This window comes from Halomonas sp. I5-271120 (assembly GCF_030553075.1).
GTDB lineage: Bacteria > Pseudomonadota > Gammaproteobacteria > Pseudomonadales > Halomonadaceae > Onishia > Onishia taeanensis_A.
This window is the reverse complement of record NZ_CP130701.1, coordinates 2,223,743-2,237,877: the sequence shown is the minus strand read 5'-3', so window position 1 is coordinate 2,237,877 and position 14,135 is coordinate 2,223,743. Positions and strand designations below refer to the sequence as shown.

General features: G+C 64.6%; 14 protein-coding genes. 8 read left to right on the top strand and 6 right to left on the bottom strand.

Going from position 1 to position 14,135, the window contains the following annotated elements; genetic code table 11:
• Window positions 1-159: 159 nt before the first annotated feature.
• From Q2K57_RS10015 to Q2K57_RS10005, 3 genes are read left to right on the top strand one after another with little or no spacing between them, the layout of a single operon-like run.
• Window positions 160-951 carry a pseudouridine synthase gene (locus Q2K57_RS10015; RefSeq protein ID WP_304524963.1) on the top strand — a complete coding sequence of 264 codons (792 nt, stop codon included), beginning with the start codon at window positions 160-162 and terminating at the stop codon, window positions 949-951.
• The gene (tcdA, locus tag Q2K57_RS10010) at window positions 948-1,868 is read left to right on the top strand and encodes a tRNA cyclic N6-threonylcarbamoyladenosine(37) synthase TcdA (RefSeq protein ID WP_304524962.1); all 921 of its coding nucleotides are present in this window, start codon (window positions 948-950) and stop codon (window positions 1,866-1,868) included. Before Q2K57_RS10015 ends, tcdA begins: the two co-directional genes overlap by 4 nt.
• Window positions 1,855-2,091: a DUF1653 domain-containing protein gene (locus tag Q2K57_RS10005; RefSeq protein ID WP_304524961.1), complete on the top strand. Its 237-nt coding sequence runs from the start codon at window positions 1,855-1,857 to the stop codon at window positions 2,089-2,091. The genes tcdA and Q2K57_RS10005 overlap by 14 nt, the downstream gene beginning before the upstream one ends.
• Before the next feature lie 119 nt (window positions 2,092-2,210).
• Here the strand turns inward: Q2K57_RS10005 and bfr are convergent, their stop codons facing one another.
• The 5 genes from bfr to lptF form a co-directional block, all read right to left on the bottom strand.
• Window positions 2,211-2,684 (bottom strand): bacterioferritin, encoded by a 474-nt coding sequence (bfr, locus tag Q2K57_RS10000; protein WP_092525860.1) that lies wholly within the window; start codon window positions 2,682-2,684, stop codon window positions 2,211-2,213.
• A gap of 218 nt (window positions 2,685-2,902) precedes the next feature.
• Window positions 2,903-3,103 carry a bacterioferritin-associated ferredoxin gene (locus Q2K57_RS09995; RefSeq protein ID WP_304524960.1) on the bottom strand — a complete coding sequence of 67 codons (201 nt, stop codon included), beginning with the start codon at window positions 3,101-3,103 and terminating at the stop codon, window positions 2,903-2,905.
• Window positions 3,104-3,239: 136 nt separating this feature from the next.
• Window positions 3,240-3,749, bottom strand: coding sequence for an RDD family protein (locus Q2K57_RS09990; RefSeq protein WP_304524959.1), 510 nt, complete (start codon window positions 3,747-3,749; stop codon window positions 3,240-3,242).
• A gap of 60 nt (window positions 3,750-3,809) precedes the next feature.
• Window positions 3,810-4,874 (bottom strand): LPS export ABC transporter permease LptG, encoded by a 1,065-nt coding sequence (gene lptG / locus Q2K57_RS09985; RefSeq protein WP_304524958.1) that lies wholly within the window; start codon window positions 4,872-4,874, stop codon window positions 3,810-3,812.
• Window positions 4,874-5,953, bottom strand: coding sequence for an LPS export ABC transporter permease LptF (lptF, locus tag Q2K57_RS09980; protein ID WP_304524957.1), 1,080 nt, complete (start codon window positions 5,951-5,953; stop codon window positions 4,874-4,876). Before lptF ends, lptG begins: the two co-directional genes overlap by 1 nt.
• A gap of 209 nt (window positions 5,954-6,162) precedes the next feature.
• Here lptF and Q2K57_RS09975 point away from each other — a divergent pair, with 209 nt between their 5' ends.
• The 4 genes from Q2K57_RS09975 to Q2K57_RS09960 all read left to right on the top strand — a co-directional run bounded on the left by Q2K57_RS09975 (window position 6,163) and on the right by Q2K57_RS09960 (window position 12,891).
• On the top strand, window positions 6,163-7,686 hold the full coding sequence (locus Q2K57_RS09975) for a leucyl aminopeptidase (RefSeq protein ID WP_304524956.1): 1,524 nt from the start codon (window positions 6,163-6,165) through the stop codon (window positions 7,684-7,686).
• Window positions 7,687-7,827: 141 nt separating this feature from the next.
• Window positions 7,828-8,928, top strand: a complete 1,101-nt coding sequence (locus tag Q2K57_RS09970; protein ID WP_112055081.1) for a branched-chain amino acid aminotransferase — start codon at window positions 7,828-7,830, stop codon at window positions 8,926-8,928.
• A gap of 428 nt (window positions 8,929-9,356) precedes the next feature.
• On the top strand, window positions 9,357-9,812 hold the full coding sequence (locus Q2K57_RS09965; protein ID WP_112055080.1) for a DNA polymerase III subunit chi: 456 nt from the start codon (window positions 9,357-9,359) through the stop codon (window positions 9,810-9,812).
• A 229-nt stretch (window positions 9,813-10,041) separates the two neighbouring features.
• The gene (locus Q2K57_RS09960) at window positions 10,042-12,891 is read left to right on the top strand and encodes a valine--tRNA ligase (RefSeq protein WP_112055079.1); all 2,850 of its coding nucleotides are present in this window, start codon (window positions 10,042-10,044) and stop codon (window positions 12,889-12,891) included.
• Window positions 12,892-13,061: 170 nt separating this feature from the next.
• Here the strand turns inward: Q2K57_RS09960 and Q2K57_RS09955 are convergent, their stop codons facing one another.
• On the bottom strand, window positions 13,062-13,514 hold the full coding sequence (locus Q2K57_RS09955) for an META domain-containing protein (protein ID WP_112055078.1): 453 nt from the start codon (window positions 13,512-13,514) through the stop codon (window positions 13,062-13,064).
• Between the two features lie 197 nt (window positions 13,515-13,711).
• On the opposite strand from Q2K57_RS09955, the gene Q2K57_RS09950 reads away from it, so the two are divergent.
• Window positions 13,712-14,116: a DoxX family protein gene (locus Q2K57_RS09950; protein WP_112055077.1), complete on the top strand. Its 405-nt coding sequence runs from the start codon at window positions 13,712-13,714 to the stop codon at window positions 14,114-14,116.
• Window positions 14,117-14,135 lie beyond the last annotated feature (19 nt).

The window sequence follows — 14,135 nt, the reverse complement described above, 5'->3', positions numbered from 1 at the left end:
CGGGTCAGCCATACCTTGGCATCGGCCATGAAAAAGGCATGAGGCGGCAGGCAAGCCGTCGGGGCTTTGGCCTGACGACCCTTGCAGTACCCGCCAGGCGGATGACATCCCCACGCCAAGCGGCGACAATGGGCGCCCTTTTTCGGTCGCAGTCGTTTCATGTCCACACCGCTTCCTATCCTTTATCAGGACGATGCCCTGGTCGTTATCGCCAAGCCCTCGGGGCTTTTGGTGCATCGCACGGCGCTGGCGCGCGGCGAGACACGCTTCGCGCTGCAGCTGCTGCGCGATCAGTTGGGCCGCCACGTCTATCCGGTGCATCGCCTGGACCGGCCGACCTCCGGGGTGCTGGTGTTCGCGCTGTCTTCCGAGATTGCCCGCACTCTCGGCGAGGCCTTCGCCGAGCAACGGGTCAGCAAGCGCTATCTGGCGGTGGTGCGCGGCCACGGCCCTGAGGCCGAGTGCCTCGACTATGCCCTGCGCGAGGAAGATGGTCGTCGGCCCAAGGCCGAGATGCCGGCGATGGCGGCGACTACCGAGGTCCGGCGCCTGGATAGCGTCGAACTGCCGGTGCGGGTCGACCGTTATCCCAGCGCCCGCTATTCACTGATGGAGGCGCGCCCGCTGACCGGGCGCCGCCACCAGATCCGCCGCCATCTATCGCGGCGCGGCTATCCGATCATCGGCGATGCGAGGCACGGCAAGGGCAACCACAACCGCTTTTTCAGCGAGAACCTGGACACGTCCCGGCTGTTGCTAGCGGCAGTCGAAATGAGCCTTGAGCATCCGGTGACCGGTGAGCGCCTGACCGTGAGCGCCGGACTCGAAGACGACATGACGCAGCTGTTTGCGCGCTTCGGCTGGAACGCCCATCTGCCCCGCCATGGCCACCGCTTCGAAAAGGCCGAAACCGAACCGTCAACGACTCAAGCAGCGATACCGACGCCATGACCGACACTGACCCGACTCTTGACGATACCGACTATGACTTCCGCTTCGGCGGCATCCGACGCCTCTATGGCCAGCGCGCCGCCGCCTACTTTCGTCATGCCCATGTGGTCGTGGTGGGTGTTGGCGGTGTGGGCAGTTGGACGGTAGAGGCCCTGGCGCGGGCCGGTATCGGCAAGCTGACGCTGATCGATCTTGATGATGTCTGCGTGTCCAACGTCAATCGCCAGCTACATGCACTGGACGGCACCATCGGCCGGCCCAAGGTCGAGGTGCTGGCCGAGCGCTGCCGGGCGATCTCGCCGGGCATCGAGGTGGTCGCGGACACGGCCTTCGTCACCCCTACCAACCTGGCCGAACGGATTCCCGCCGACGCCGATCATGTGGTCGATGCCATCGACAGTGTGATCGCCAAGGCAGCGCTAATCGCCTGGTGCAAGCGGCGCAAGCTCGGCCTGACCGTGACCGGCGCCGCCGGCGGCCAGCTCGACCCGACCCGCATCCGCATCGCCGACCTAAGCCGTACCGAGCAAGACCCGTTGCTTGCCAAGGTGCGCGCCCGGCTGCGCCGCGACTACGGTTTTTCCCGCAATCCCAAGCGCCGTTTCAGCGTCGAGTGCGTGTATTCCGACGAGCAGCTGGTCTACCCCGGCGCCGATGGCGAGGTCTGCCATACCAAGCCAAGTGACGGCGAGAGCACCCGGCTGGACTGCGCCAGCGGCTTCGGCGCGGCCACCTTCGTCACCGGTGCCTTCGGCTTTGCCGCTGCCGCCCGGGTGATGGCACGGCTGGCTCGCAAGGCCGCCCGCCCCCAGCAACATGTGTCAGACACAGGGTCTGATACGGCGAATGAGAAAGAGACAGGTACCGATACGGTCAGCGCCACGCTCTCAGAGGAGTCTTTTGATGATCGCTCATGAATCCCCGCGCCCGGTGCCGGGCATCTATGTCCACTACAAGGGCGCCCGCTATGAAGTCATGGGCGTCGCCCAGCACAGCGAGACCGAGGAAGCGTTGGTGATCTACCGGGCGCTCTACGGCGACTACGGCCTGTGGGTCAGGCCACTTGCCATGTTCTGCGAGAGCGTCGAAGTGCAGGGCGAGCCGGTGCCGCGCTTCGCGCTGGAGAAAGCCTTCGACTGAAAACGGCCCGAACCGCTAGCCGTCCTCCTCTCAAAGCACCAAGCTCAAAGACCCAAACGCAAAGAAGGCGCCCCCTTGGGGCGCCTTCTTTGGTTCAGCCAGTCGCGAAGCCGATGGCTTCAGGCCGTATGCATCTGCTTTTGCAGGTAGTTCTGGATGCCCACCGCGTCGATCAGGCCAAGCTCGGTCTCGAGGTGATCGATGTGCTCTTCCTCGTCGTCGAGGATCTTCTGGAACAGGTCGCGGCTGGTGTAATCACGCACCTGCTCGCAATGGGCGATGGCATCCTTGAGGTCGGCGTGAGCCTTATGCTCGAGCTTGAGATCGCACTCGAGCATCTCGCGGGTGTTCTCGCCGATCATCAGCTTGCCGTAGTCCTGCAGGTTGGGCAGGCCCTCGAGGAAGAGGATGCGCTCGATCAGGGTATCGGCGTGCTTCATCTCCTCGATGGATTCCTCGTATTCCCACTTGCCCAGCGCCGCTAGCCCCCAGTCCTGATACATCTTGGCATGCAGGTAATACTGGTTGATGGCTACCAGCTCGTTGCCGAGCACGGTGTTGAGGTACTGGATGACCTTGGCATCACCTTTCATTGCCACTCTCCCGAAGTCGGGTTCGCCAGGGGCCGGCGAACGCTGAAACATTAGGACAGCCTTGGCTGGCCCGCAAAGCAGAAAGTATCCCCCAGCAGCCGGAAAAAGTCGAATCAGGACAGGATGTTAAAGGGGAATGGCTGACAACTGAGAAGGCGATGCGAACGCGGGCGAAAGCGTCTTGCAGCGACGTGCCGCCAGAGCGACGCCAGACATTCCTAGACCGCGTAGGCCAGATCAGGCGACAGCATTTCCTCGGTGATGGCTTCACGCGTGATGGTCTTGGCCATGCAGGCGCACTTGCCGCACTGGGTCGCACACTCGGTGCGCTCGCGCACCTCGCGCCAGCTGCGGGCGCCATCGCTGACGGCAGCGCGGATCATCCGGTCAGATACGCCCTTGCAAAGACATACGTACATCACATCACCTCGCTATCGGCACTAAGATGAATGTAAATGATTCGCATAGGGAATTGCAAGACATTGCCAGCCACGAAATCGATGACCTGCTCAGAGGCCTTCCAGAGCGTTGTCTGAGCGCCCGCTGGTAAGGCCGCTAGGCCTGCTTGCCGGGCTCGTTTTTACCAGGCTTATTCTTGCCGGATTTATTCTTGCCGGGTTTATTCTTTCCAGACTTCGGCACCACCACCACCCGCGAGCCCGAGGCGATATCCGACCAGCCGCGTCGTTCGCCGTCGATGAGCACCCACCAGTACCCCAGGCCAAGTGCCGCGAACGATAGGCCCGCAACCAGAAAGCGCATCAGGCACTGAGGCAGCGTCAGCGAGAGGCCTTCCGGCGTCTCGACGCGCAGCCGCCAGGCCTGCATACCGAGCGTCATGCCGCCGCGCATCCAGAAGAAGGCGAAGAAGGCGAAGGTGGCCACGAACAGCACGCTGTGGAACAGCGGCGAGGTGTTGGCTTCGCCGCCGTTCATGGCCACGGCCACGAAGCCCAGCAGCATCCAGATCGCCATCAGAATCAGCGCATCATAGATCATCGCCCCGAGGCGGCGGCCAAGGCCCGCAGGCCAAGTCTGGTCGAGGTCGGCAAAGCGCTTGCGCATGGGCACTCCTGGCACGAGGACAACAGAAAAAGCGACAACCGAGACGCCGGGACTGTTCGCCTAGCCGCTGCGTCGCAGCATATAGAGCCCCAGCACCGCACACACCAGCGTCGGCCCCAGCACCGCCCAGACCGGGGAGAAGCCGAACACCGTGGAGGCCGGCGCCAGCAGGTCCTGCAGATACTTGAAGGAGAGCCCGGTGATGACCCCGTAGAAAACGCGCGTTCCCGCGGCCACGCTACGCAGCGGGCCGAACACGAACGAGGCGGCGATCAGCACCAGTGAGCCAAGCGTCAGCGGCAGCAGCAGCTTCTGCCAGAAGTACAGCAGCGGCTGGGTGGCCTGCTGGCCCTGGCTTTCGAGATAGCGGGCGTAGGCCCACAGCTCGCTGGGCGCCTGGCTATCGACATCGCGCAGCAGGCGGTTGAGCTGCTCGGGCGTCAGGTCGGTCTGCCACTGCAGACGCGCATGGCGCTCGACCTCGGTGCGATCCTCGAAGAAGCGGGTGATATCGACATTCTTGAGTACCCAGTGATCCTCTTCCCAGACGGCCTGGGAGGCATGCGTCGCCGCCACCAGCTCGCGGTTGTCAAAGCGATAGCGCGTCAGGTCGAGCACGGTGTCATCGGAGCGGATGGCGCCAAAGCGATAGACGCTATCGCCTTCACGCTGCCAGCCGCCCCGTTCGGTGACCAGGGCGCCCTCGCCTTGCGCCTGCTCAAGGCGCCAGGCATTGGCGAACTGCTCGGTGCGGGGGCTGACGAACTCGGCGATCACCAACAGGATCAGCACGATCAGGATCACCGGCTTCATCACCCCCCAAAGAATGCGGGTCAGCGAGCGCCCGGCGGCGCGCATCACGGTCAGCTCATTGCTGGTGGCCATGCTGCCAAGTCCGATCAGTGAGCCGATCAGCACCCCCACCGGCGCATACTGATAGAAGCGATAGGGCAGCCGCATGATCAGGTAGATCAGCACGTCGAAAGCGCTATATCCGCCTTCGACGTCGCCCAGATCATTGATGTAGGTGATGACCAGGTCGAGGCCCAGCAGCACCACCTGCACCACGAGGATTGCCGCCAGCACGTTGCGGGCGATGTAACGGTCGAGACGATCGAGCAGCATCAGCTCACCCCCGCCAGCCGCGAGCGACGCAGCAACCATAGGCCAACGATCAGGAATGTCAGATGAATCGGCCACATGCCCACGGTCATCGGCAGGCTGCCCTGGGCGATGGCGTCCTTGGCGGTGAGCAACAGGCTCAGATAGGCGATATGCAAGAAGATCGCCGGCAGCAGCTTGCCGAAGCGACCCTGACGCGGATTGACCTTCGACAGCGGTTGGGCGATCAGGGTCAGCACCAGCACCATCAGCGGCATCGACAGCCGCCACTGCAGCTGCGCCATGGCGGGTGGCGTGCCGCGCTCAAGCAACTCAGGCGTGCTGGCGAGCTCGGGGTCGTCAGCGGCGCGCGGCGCCCGATCCGGCGACAGGCGCACCGCATAGGTCTCGAAGGCCAGCCGTTCGGCCACCGGATTGCCGGGATCAACGCTATAGCGCAGACCGTCACTGAGGACCAGGAAGCGACTGTCGGTTTCCTCGTCGCGGGTCTGATAGCCCTCGGCCGCTCGCGTCACCACGTTGCTGGGCGTGCCGTCACTGCGCCGCTGACGCTCGCTGATGAACACCTCCTGCATACGGGTCTGGTCCTGATTGAAGGACTCGGTATAGGCGGTACGTCCATTGCCGAAGTCCTGAAAGCGCCCCGGTGCCAGGGCGCCGAAGTCGAGCCGGCTCTTCTGTTCTTCGATCAGCGTCTCGTTGTGATCGGCGCCGGCCGGCGTCAGCCACAGGCTACACACACCCACCATCACCGCCACCAGGGCGGCCGGCAGCAGGCTAATCTTCAGCAGGCGGTTGGGGCTCATTCCGCAGGCCACCAGCACGGTGATCTCGCTGTTGAGATAGAGCTGCCCATAGGCCAACAGAATACCAAGGAAGAAGGCCAGCGGCAGGATCAGCTCAAGGAAACCCGGCAGGTGATACATCATCAGGGTGCCGAGGATGCTGACCGGAATCTCGCCGTCAGCGGCATTGGTGAAATAGCGGATGAAGCGACTGCCCATGATCACCAGCAGCAGCACCCCGGCCACTGCGGCCATGGTCTGCAGGATCTCGCGGGTCAGGTAACGAAAAATGATCAAGACGGTCTCCCGTGTCTCCCGGCAGGCCGCATCGACTGGCGATACTTGCCCTGTGCTGGTGCCGGCTTCCCGTTCAGCGTGGCGGGGTGCCTGGTGTCGCGCCCCATGCAATGCGCCACTGCATTGCGTACACTGGGATATCGGGCACGGCACACCCTGCCGTGCCGGCATTATCCAGAATCCCCCTTCGCTTGTCTTGTGGAGACGCCATGGAATTCCCTGTTCAGACGGCCAACCCGGCCAAGGTCGAAACGGCCTGCCTCGCCCTCCCCGTATTCAAGGACGGCGACCTGCTGCCGGCGGCCGCCAAGCTCAACGATGCCAGCGAGCGCCTGATCGGCCAGCTGATCGAGCGCGGCGACTTCAGCGCCGATCTTGGCAAGGTGCAGATGATTCCCTTCGCTCCCGGCCTCAATGCCGACCGGCTGCTGCTGGTAGGCCTCGGTGAGCGCGACAAGTGCAACGAAGGCAGCTTCCGCAAGGCGCTGGACGCCACCTTCGCGGCGCTGGCCGAGCTGCCGGCCAGTGAAGCCAGTGTCGCCCTGACCGATGTGCCGGTGCCGGACCGCGATACCCAGTGGAAGGCGCGCATGATCAGTGAGGCCGCCAGCCGCAGCGTCTACCGCTTCACCGAGTTCAAGTCTTCCCCCGCCCCGGCGCCGCGCCTCGAGCAGGTGACCCTGCTGGTCAGCGAAAGCGACGACGCGGCCAAGGCCAAGGAAGGTGCTCGTATCGGCGCCGCCATCGGCGAAGGCATGAACTATACCCGCACCCTGGGCAACCTGCCGGGCAATATCTGCACGCCGCGCTATCTCGCCGGGCAGGCCGAGCAGCTGGCCGCTGACTCCAAGGGCGCGCTTGTCACCGAGATTCTCGACGAAGAGGCCCTGGAAGCCCTCGGCGCCCACTCGCTGCTTTCGGTGGGTCGCGGCAGCGCAGAACCCTCACGGCTGATCGTGATGAAGTATCAGGGCGCCGACGATCCGGACGAGGCCCCCCATGTGCTGGTCGGCAAGGGCATCACCTTCGATTCCGGTGGCATTTCGCTGAAGCCCGGTGCCGGCATGGACGAGATGAAGTTCGACATGTGCGGCGCGGCCAGCGTGTTTGGCACCGTCAAGTCGACGCTTGCCATCAAGCCCAAGATCAACCTGGTGGCAATCGTCGCCTCCGCCGAGAACATGCCCGACGGCCGTGCCACCAAGCCCGGCGACATCGTCAAGACCATGAAGGGGCTGACGGTCGAGGTGCTTAACACCGACGCCGAAGGCCGTCTGGTGCTGTGCGACGCGCTCACCTACGCCGAGCGCTTCGAACCGGCCAGCGTGCTCGATATCGCCACCCTGACCGGTGCCGTGATCATCGGGCTTGGCCACCACGCCACCGGCCTGCTGTCCAACGACGACGACCTGGCCCTGGACGTGCTCGACGCCGGTGAGACCGCCTGGGACCGGGCCTGGCACCTGCCGCTGTGGGACGAGTATCAGGAGCAGCTCGATTCCAACTTCGCCGACCTGGCCAACATCGGCGGTCGTCCGGCGGGCACCATCACCGCCGGCTGCTTCCTGTCGCGCTTCGCGGACAAGTACCCCTGGGCGCATCTGGACATCGCCGGCACCGCCTGGGATTCCGGCAAGCAGAAAGGGGCCAGCGGCCGCCCGGTGGGCCTGCTGACTCAGTACCTGCTCGACCGCGAGACCGAACTGGTCGAGGCCATCGCCAGCAACGACTGAGGCTTCGCATCGCCCAAGCGGCGTGCTAGCGTTTAGGCATCGCGGGCCGGGATCTCCCGGCCCGCTGCCTTATGTCATGGAACCCCGTTCCTCGAACACGATCAGGCCCCGCGTGCCTACTGCTGCTATGGAGACCCTCCTGTGACCCCTTCAGGCTTCGACGTTCGGCCGACTGCCCACCCCACGGCCCCTCAGATCCGCGACACCATCCTCGAGAGCCCCGGGTTCGGTCAGTACTTCTCCGACCACATGGCCCACGTGCGCTGGACAGAAAGCGCAGGCTGGCACGGCAATGAAGTGCGCCCCTACGGCCCGCTGACCCTGGACCCGGCCGCCGCCGTGCTGCACTACGCCCAGGAAATTTTCGAAGGCATCAAGGCCTACCGCCATGCCGACGGCTCGGTGTGGACCTTCCGCCCGGAGAAGAACGCCGAGCGCTTCCGTCGCAGTGCGCGCCGCCTGGCGCTGCCGGAGCTCGACGACGAGACCTTCATCGGCTCGCTGAAGGCCCTGCTAGCGCTGGACAGCGACTGGGTGCCAACGCCGGCCCATGAGGGCGAGGAATCAAGCCTCTACCTGCGGCCCTTCATGATCGCCAGCGAAAGCTTCCTCGGCGTTCGCCCCTCCAAGGAGGTCGACTACTACGTGATCGCCTCGCCGGCGGCCGCCTACTTCAAGGGCGGCGTGGCGCCGGTGTCGATCTGGCTGTCCTCGCACTACAAGCGCGCCGCCCCCGGCGGTACCGGCTTTGCCAAGTGCGGCGGCAACTATGCCGCCTCGCTGGCCGCCCAGAAGGAAGCCGCCAGCCATGAGTGCAGCCAGGTAGCCTTCCTCGACGCCATCGAGAACAAGTGGATCGAAGAGCTCGGCGGCATGAACCTGTTCTTCGTCTACAAGGACGGTCGCATCGTCACGCCGCGCCTCACCGACACCATCCTCGAGGGCGTGACCCGCGACTCCATCCTCGAGATGGCCGCCGACGAGGGCCTGACCCCGCAAGAGCGTGCCATCAGTATCGACGAGTGGCGCGAGGGCGCGGCCTCCGGCGAGATCACCGAGGTCTTCGCCTGCGGCACCGCCGCGGTAATCACCCCGGTGGGCGAGCTGGTTACCGAGGACGACACCATCCGTCTGGCCGGCGACAACGGCAACCCGATCGCCAAGCGCCTGCGCAGCCAGCTGCTCGACCTGCAATACGGTCGTCGCGAAGATACGCGCGGCTGGATGACCCGCCTGGCTTGAGCCTCAGCCACCACCCTCTCGAGGCCCAGGTGCCGATTGAGGGTGGAGGTCTGTCCGGCGGCAGGACCCGGTGAGAGCTCCGTGAGGGCGCGGTAAACCCGTCCCTGGGCGCTACTTTTGCCATCCATGGCAAAAGACCCTCACTCTGCCCTGACCCCGCGCCCGCCTCGCCGCCCAGGCAGCTCCTTTACCTCCCAAGACTCCGAGATAAAATGCCGACGAGCGAAGGCCTGACAAGGCAAAAATCGGCGACAAATCGGCAGGACAGCCGATTTGGACAGCTCGGCTGCTCACCGAGCGAGCGACAGGGATGTCGCGAGTCAAAGGCGGAGTTTACAGGTTGTTAAATGAGTATCTTGACCGAGCTCGCGTGCGAGCCGATTTTTAACGCCGTATGGCCAAGCGCAGTCCGTTTTAGACGGAGTCTCATGACCCAGATCGATTTCTACATCCTCCCCGACACCACCCTCGATGCCCGGCTCGGCTTCGCCTGCCGGCTCGCCGAGACCATTCATCGCAAGGGCTTCCGACTGCACCTGCACGCCGAGGACGAAGCCATGGCCAAGCTCATCGACGAGCGGCTGTGGACCTTCAAGCCCGAGAGCTACCTGCCCCATGCGCTGATTGGCAGCGAGATGGCGGCCACAGTGCCGGTGACCATCGGCTGGCAGGGCCCGCCGGACCCGTCCCGGGAAATGGACCCGGACATGGCGATGCTCAACCTGCACCCGGAGATTCCCGAGTGGTTCTCGCGTTTTTCCCGGGTCGCCGAGATCATCAACCAGCACCAGGATGTGCTCACCGCCAAGCGCGAGTGCTGGCGCACCTACAAGCAGCGCGGCTATCCGGTTACCCCCCACCACCTGCCTGCCCAGGGCAGCTGACAGCGCCCGTACACACCAAGCCGGCCGCCGAGGCGTGACCGCACGTATTTGGCACTGAGGTCGCACTGCACTGAAGTCGCAGCGGCACGCAGCTTGACCCGCCGACGGTCATGACGCGAGAGGCCCGGCAGGCTATAATCGTGCCCATTTTTCGCGCTTTCCACGCCGATCGAAATCGGTCCGGCGTCGCTCCTCATTTCAGGCAGCACTTCTTCAGGCAGAGTTTGCAATGGACAAGACCTACCAACCCGAACAGATCGAAACCCGCTGGTATCAGCGCTGGGAAGCCGACAACCGCTTCGCGCCCTCCGGTGAGGGTCAGCCCTTCTCGATCATGATTCCGCCGCCCAACGTGACCGGCAGCCTGCACATGGGGCACGCCTTCCAGGACACAATCATGGACACCCTGGTCCGCTGGCGGCGCATGCAGGGCAACAACACCCTGTGGCAGGTAGGCACCGATCACGCCGGCATCGCCACGCAGATGCTGGTCGAGCGCAAGCTTGCCGCCGAGACCGGTCAGACCCGTCACGACCTGGGCCGCGAAGACTTCACCAACAAGATCTGGGAGTGGAAGCAGGAGTCCGGCGGCCACATCACCCGCCAGCTGCGCCGCATGGGCGCCAGCGTCGACTGGAGCCGCGAGCGCTTCACCATGGACGACGGCTTCTACAAGGCGGTCCAGGAAGTCTTCGTGCGCCTCTATGAAGAGGACCTGGTGTACCGCGGCAAGCGGCTGGTCAACTGGGATCCGACCCTGCACACCGCGATCTCGGATCTCGAGGTCGAGAACCGCGAGCAGCAGGGCCAGTTCTGGCACTTCCGCTACCCGCTCGCCGACGGCGTGACCACCGATGACGGCCGCGACCACCTGATCGTTGCCACCACCCGCCCCGAGACCCTGCTCGGCGACACCGGCGTGGCGGTCAACCCCAAGGACCCGCGTTTCGCCTCGCTGGTCGGCAAGTTCATTACGCTTCCGCTGGTGGGCCGGCGTATCCCCATCGTCGCCGACGAGCACGCCGACATAGACAAGGGCTCGGGCTGCGTGAAGATCACCCCGGCCCATGACTTCAACGACTACGAGGTCGGCAAGCGCCAGGGACATCTGCTGATCAACGTGATGACCCAGGACGCCAAGATCCGCGATCGCGCCGAGATCTTCGACCTGCAGGGCCGCCCGCAGCCTGACGAAGACGCCAGCCTGCCGGCCGCCTACGCCGGACTCGACCGCTTCAAGGCCCGCGAGGCGCTGGTCGCCGACATGGACGCCGCAGGTCTGCTCGAGAAGGTCGAGGCCGTTACCAACACCCTGCCCTACGGCGACCGCTCGGGCGATGTCATCGAGCCGCTGCTCACCGATCAGTGGTTCGTCGCCGTCGAGGAGTTGGCCAAGCCAGCCATCGCCGCCGTCGAGAATGGCGACATCGAGTTCGTGCCCAAGAACTACGAGAACATGTACTTCGCCTGGATGCGCGACCTGCAGGACTGGTGCATCTCTCGCCAGCTGTGGTGGGGCCACCGCATTCCGGCCTGGTACGACGCAGACGGCCGCGTCTACGTCGGTCGCACCGAAGCCGAGGTGCGCGAAAAGCATGGCCTTTCCGCCGACCTGAGCCTTACCCAGGACGAGGACGTGCTGGACACCTGGTTCAGCTCCGGGCTGTGGACCTTCGGCACCCTCGGCTGGCCCGAGCAAACGCCGGAACTGGCGACCTTCCACCCGTCGAGCGTATTGGTCACCGGCTTTGACATCATCTTCTTCTGGGTCGCCCGGATGATCATGATGACGCTCAAGTTCACCGGCGAGGTGCCCTTCCAAAAGGTCTACGTCCACGGCCTGGTGCGAGATGCCCAGGGCCAGAAGATGTCCAAGTCCAAGGGCAACGTGCTCGACCCCATCGACCTGATCGACGGCATCAGCCTCGACGATCTGGTCGAGAAGCGCACCGGCAACATGATGCAGCCGCAGAAGGCCAAGGCGATCGCCAAGGCCACCCGCGACGAGTTCAGTGAAGGCATCGAGCCCCACGGCACCGACGCGCTGCGCTTCACCTTCCTGTCACAGGCCACCACCGGTCGCGACATCAAGTTCGACATGGGCCGCCTGGATGGCTATCGCAACTTCTGCAACAAGCTGTGGAACGCCTCGCGCTACGTGCTGATGAACGCCGAGGACCAGGACACGGGGCTCGACCCTCACGCCGAGATCGAGCTGTCGCTGGCCGACCGCTTCATCATCTCGCGTCTGCAGCAGACCGAAGCCCAGGTCACCAAGGCGCTGGAGGAGTTCCGCTTCGACCACGCCTCCCAGGCGCTCTACGACTTCGTCTGGAACGAGTACTGCGACTGGTACCTGGAACTCTCCAAGCCGGTAATGTGGGACGAAGCCGCCAGTGATGCCGCCAAGCGCGGCACCCGCCGCACCCTGGTGCGGGTCCTGGAAGCCATCCTGCGCCTGGCGCACCCGATGATGCCCTACATCTCCGAGGAGATCTGGCAAAGGGTCGCCCCGCTGGCCGGCATCGACACCGCTGCCTCGCCCTCGATCATGACCCAGCCCTGGCCACAGGCCGAGCAGGCGAAGATCGACGAGCAGGCGACTCGCGATATCGAGTGGCTGAAGGGTGTGATCGTCGCCGTGCGCAACATCCGCGCCGAGATGAATATCGCGCCGGGCAAGGCCCTCGAGGTGCTGCTGACCAAGGGCTCCGCCTTCGACCGGGAGCGTCTGGAGGCCAACCGGCCCTTCCTTGCCAAGCTCGCCAAGCTCGAAAGCGTGACCTGGCTCGACGACCCGGCCACCGCCCCGCTATGCGCCACTCAGCTGGTCGGCGAGATGGAAGTGCTGGTACCGATGGCCGACCTGATCGACAAGGACGTGGAGCTCGCGCGGCTCAGTAAGGAGATCGAGAAGCAGGACAAGCTGATCCTCGGCACCGAGAAGAAGCTCGGCAACGAGAGCTTCACCGCCAAGGCCCCTGAAGCCGTGGTGCAGAAGGAGCGCGACAAGCTGGCCGACTTCAAGGCCGCCCGCGCCCTGCTCGCCGAGCAGCGCGACAAGATCGCCGCGCTTTGAGTGCTTGATGCCACCCGGGGCCGTGGCTGAACAATCGGCCCCGGTGCCGGTCGGGACTTAGGCCTTACGGTGACACCCTCACCAACGACAACGCCGCCCCTAGGGCGGCGTTGTCGTGTCCGATCACCTGACAGGAGATCGCATGGCGCCGTGCTGTCAGGTCGTCACTGTCAGTTGGCGCGCTTGAAGCCGCCCAGCACTCGGCTATCGCGGCCAAACAGCACCAATCGGTCATGGTCGATCAGGTAACGGTAGGCGCCGTTAAGCATAGCGTCGACTCGCTGCGCATCGTTACCGTTGGCGCACGCCATTCGCGTCGAGGCGAGATTTTCGACGCTGAAGCGATTGCCGCTCTCAAGGCTCAGCGCACCGCTGATGCGGTTGCAGCCATTGCTGCCCACCAGGCGCAGCTGGCCGCCCTGGCGCACCACTTCGAAATAGGGGGTGTCGGGGTGCGTCCAGCGCTCACTGGTTCCCAGCAGCAGCAGATTCCAGCGCGGCCCTACCACCGGTGAAGCAGCGGTCGTCTCCGCACTGCCCTGATCGTAAGTCGGTGCGGGGGCACTGCTGCAGCCCGCCAGCAGTCCTGCCAGCACGACTGCCATCAACCATCCCTTGCGCATCCTGGCTCCTTTTTAGTCGTTCGCCGAGTCGTTGATTAACGAGTCGTATTACATTGTGCGACCGTCGCGGTCGCGTCACAGGGACTCTTGTATACTGGTCGCGACTGCCTCGCAAGGCGCCATCTGAACGAATCCGAGCGCGCGATGCAAAAGCACGACTCGCAAGGAACGACCGACACACCACAAGGAGAGACATCATGCTGCAAGCCCTGCATAACGACGCCCTCGGCAAGCTGATCCTGCGCATCGCCGTCGGCGGCCTGATCCTGCTGCACGGCTTCGCCAAGCTGACCCACCCTGAAACCATGAGCTGGATCAGCGGCCTGCTCGATGGCTACGGGCTGCCGCGCTTCCTGGCCTATGGCGTACTGATCGGTGAGATCGTCGCCCCGGTGATGGCCATCGTCGGCTGGCAGACCCGCTTGGCCGGTCTGCTGATGACCGGCAACATGCTGGTGGCTTTCGTACTGGTGCACACCGGTGAGCTGTTTGAACTGAGCGGCAGCGGTGGCTGGGCGCTGGAGCTGCAGGGGCTCTTCCTTGCCGGCAGCCTGGCGCTGATCTTCCTTGGCAGTGGGCGCATGGCCATGCGCCCTGACTGAGGACAACCAGGCCGGTCGC

Coding starts and splice junctions, on each gene's coding strand:
- Q2K57_RS10015 (WP_304524963.1), top strand. CDS start 160: ATGTCCACACCGCTTCCTATCCTTTATCAGGACGATGCCCTGGTCGTT.
- tcdA (WP_304524962.1), top strand. CDS start 948: ATGACCGACACTGACCCGACTCTTGACGATACCGACTATGACTTCCGC.
- Q2K57_RS10005 (WP_304524961.1), top strand. CDS start 1,855: ATGATCGCTCATGAATCCCCGCGCCCGGTGCCGGGCATCTATGTCCAC.
- bfr (WP_092525860.1), bottom strand. CDS start 2,684: ATGAAAGGTGATGCCAAGGTCATCCAGTACCTCAACACCGTGCTCGGC.
- Q2K57_RS09995 (WP_304524960.1), bottom strand. CDS start 3,103: ATGTACGTATGTCTTTGCAAGGGCGTATCTGACCGGATGATCCGCGCT.
- Q2K57_RS09990 (WP_304524959.1), bottom strand. CDS start 3,749: ATGCGCAAGCGCTTTGCCGACCTCGACCAGACTTGGCCTGCGGGCCTT.
- lptG (WP_304524958.1), bottom strand. CDS start 4,874: ATGCTGCTCGATCGTCTCGACCGTTACATCGCCCGCAACGTGCTGGCG.
- Q2K57_RS09975 (WP_304524956.1), top strand. CDS start 6,163: ATGGAATTCCCTGTTCAGACGGCCAACCCGGCCAAGGTCGAAACGGCC.
- Q2K57_RS09965 (WP_112055080.1), top strand. CDS start 9,357: ATGACCCAGATCGATTTCTACATCCTCCCCGACACCACCCTCGATGCC.
- Q2K57_RS09960 (WP_112055079.1), top strand. CDS start 10,042: ATGGACAAGACCTACCAACCCGAACAGATCGAAACCCGCTGGTATCAG.
- Q2K57_RS09955 (WP_112055078.1), bottom strand. CDS start 13,514: ATGCGCAAGGGATGGTTGATGGCAGTCGTGCTGGCAGGACTGCTGGCG.
- Q2K57_RS09950 (WP_112055077.1), top strand. CDS start 13,712: ATGCTGCAAGCCCTGCATAACGACGCCCTCGGCAAGCTGATCCTGCGC.